Source organism: Ramlibacter sp., from assembly GCF_013697775.1.
GTDB lineage: Bacteria > Pseudomonadota > Gammaproteobacteria > Burkholderiales > Burkholderiaceae_C > Ramlibacter.
The window spans coordinates 1-2,134 of sequence record NZ_JACCWG010000132.1 but is presented as its reverse complement, the minus strand read 5'-3'; the positions used below and the strand labels follow the sequence as shown (position 1 = coordinate 2,134).

Annotated in this window: 2 protein-coding genes and 1 pseudogene; all 3 read right to left on the bottom strand. The window is 72.5% G+C overall.

The features are described 5' to 3' along the window. A pseudogene (locus H0U68_RS06745) lies at window positions 1–321 on the bottom strand (DUF4129 domain-containing protein); the annotation flags it as partial. After that, entirely contained in the window at window positions 305–1,039 is a 735-nt protein-coding gene (locus tag H0U68_RS06740; protein WP_296353905.1) for a hypothetical protein, read from the bottom strand. The pseudogene H0U68_RS06745 and the gene H0U68_RS06740, both read right to left, overlap by 17 nt. After that, a complete protein-coding gene (locus H0U68_RS06735) occupies window positions 1,029–2,051 on the bottom strand; it encodes a stage II sporulation protein M (RefSeq protein WP_296353903.1) in 1,023 nt (340 codons plus the stop codon). Before H0U68_RS06735 ends, H0U68_RS06740 begins: the two co-directional genes overlap by 11 nt. Window positions 2,052–2,134: the final 83 nt, after the last annotated feature.

The following is a 2,134-nucleotide window of genomic DNA, read 5'->3' as shown; positions in this document are numbered from 1 at the left end:
CAGCAGCAGCGCGACCAGCACCGCACCGACACCCCATACCAGCAGGCGCGCGGATTCGGCCAGCCACTTCATCAGGTCCACCAGCCACGGCAGGGAATCGTCCTTGGGCGGCGGCGGGCTGTCGGTTTTCTTGAAGCGCAGGCTGCGCTGGGTTGTCTTGCCGGGCAGGTCGGGGTCGCGCGCCACCGCATCGGCCGCAGCCTGCACCTGCGCGCGCGTCAGCGCGCCAGCGGGCGGCGTGTCCGCGGCGCGAGCACACGCCGCGCCCAGGCACAGCGCCAGCGCGATCAGCAGGCCGCCAGCGTCAGTGCGCGAATGCACGGCGGAATTCCTGCTCCACATCCCACGCCTCCAGCTCCACGCGGCGGTTCAGGTACATGGCGAACCCGGCCGCCACGTAGAACGGCTCCAGCACCAGCAGCACCAGCGCATAGGCGCCGGCGAACAGCAGGTTGATGCCGATGGTCGACCCCTCCAGCAGCCACGACCACAGGTCGCGCCGCGCCGCTTCGGGCGTGAACCAGAACATGACGGCCAGCAGGCCGAAGCTCAGAAGCATCTCGCCGTTGGCGAACACGAAGTGCATGGCCGAGGCGATGCCGCGCCGCCCGTGCAGCAGCTGGTCGCGCCGCTTGGCACGCGCCTTGCCGCGCTGGCCTTCCAGCTGGCCGATGGCCTGCGTGTAGGAACGCCAGGGCGACAGCCGCCGCCAGGTCAGCGTCTGCAGCCACTGGCCGCCCCAGACGCCGGCGCGCTGCGCGGCCAGGTCGGCCCAGCGCGTGTCCTGGCCGAACACCGCGCGCGACAGCACGAACAGCAGGCTGCGGTCCAGCCACGGCTTGAGCCAGAACAGCAGGAAAGCCGGCAGCCACGGCTGCAGTTCCACCGTGAGCATCGCCAGCAGCGTGGTGCCGGCCAGCAACGGCGCATACACCGCCCAGACGGAGCGCCAGTGCCGCTGCACGACGCGCACGCCCAGGTCGGCCGCCTCGGGCATGCTGCGCGGGCGCAGCGCGATGGCGAGCGCGTCAACCTGCATGCGCCGCCTTGTCTGTTGCCTTGCCTGCCGCCGGGCCCGTCGGCTGCGGCGCCGGCCGGCCCTGCCACCCCAGGTAGGCGAGCACGAGGGTCCAGCACGCCGCGCCGGCGCCGTACTTCACTTCGGGCGCGATCCAGGCGGCCGTCGACCAGAAGGCCTCGACCGCCGCCGCGACGACCAGCAGCGCGGCCGCGCCGTAGACCACCACCACCGCTTCGACAGCGGCCGCGCGCAGCGCCTGCACCCGCGTGCGCCGGCCCGGCGCGAGCAGCGCATGCCCCAGGCGCAGGCCGGCGGCGCCCGCCAGCACGATGGCGGTGAGCTCGAACGCCGAATGCGTGACGATGAAGGAGAAGAAGTTGGTGGCGTGCCCCTGCGCGATCAGGTAGCCGGCCACCGCGCCGCCGGCCAGGCCGTTGAACACCAGGAAGAAGGCGCTGCCCACGCCCGCGAAGATGCCCGCGGCGAAGCACTGGAAGCCGATGCCGATGTTGTGCATGACGTAGAAGCCGAACATCTCCCAGTCGGTGTCGGCGCTGCGCACGCGGCCGATCGGGCCCTGGCTGTCGTACATGCCGTCGAACTCCTGCAGCCGTTCGGCGGGCAGCATGTGCAGGCTGAAGCCCGGGTCGCGCCAGCAGGCCCAGCCCATCGCCAGCGTGGGCAGCAAAAACAGCAGCAGCGCCGCCAGCACGTAGCCGCGGTGGGCGCGCACCGCCTGCGGAAATCCCACCAGCGCCAGCCGGCCCAGGCGCGCCAGCCCGAAGTCCTGGTGCCGGTAGATCACGCGGTGCGCGCGCTGTGCCAGCGCTTCCAGCTGCTGCGTCAGATGGATCGGGTAGCAGCGCGCCTGCGCCAGCGCGAGCTGCTCGCACACGCCACGGTAGAGGTCGGCCAGCCGCGCGCCGTCCCAGGCGCCACTGTTCCTGCCCGCGCCTTCCGCCTGGTCCAGCAGGTGCTGCAGCTCCTGCCAGCGCGCCGCGTGCAGCTGCTGGAATTGAAGCGGCGTCATGCGCGCGGCTCCGCGCGCCGCCCGAGGATCCAGTGGGCGACACCCAGCAACGGCGGCGTGGCCGGCGTCGCGCCGTCCACCAC

Excerpts from the sequence above, each read along its gene's own strand:
- H0U68_RS06740 (WP_296353905.1), bottom strand. The coding sequence starts at position 1,039 with ATGCAGGTTGACGCGCTCGCCATCGCGCTGCGCCCGCGCAGCATGCCC.
- H0U68_RS06735 (WP_296353903.1), bottom strand. The coding sequence starts at position 2,051 with ATGACGCCGCTTCAATTCCAGCAGCTGCACGCGGCGCGCTGGCAGGAG.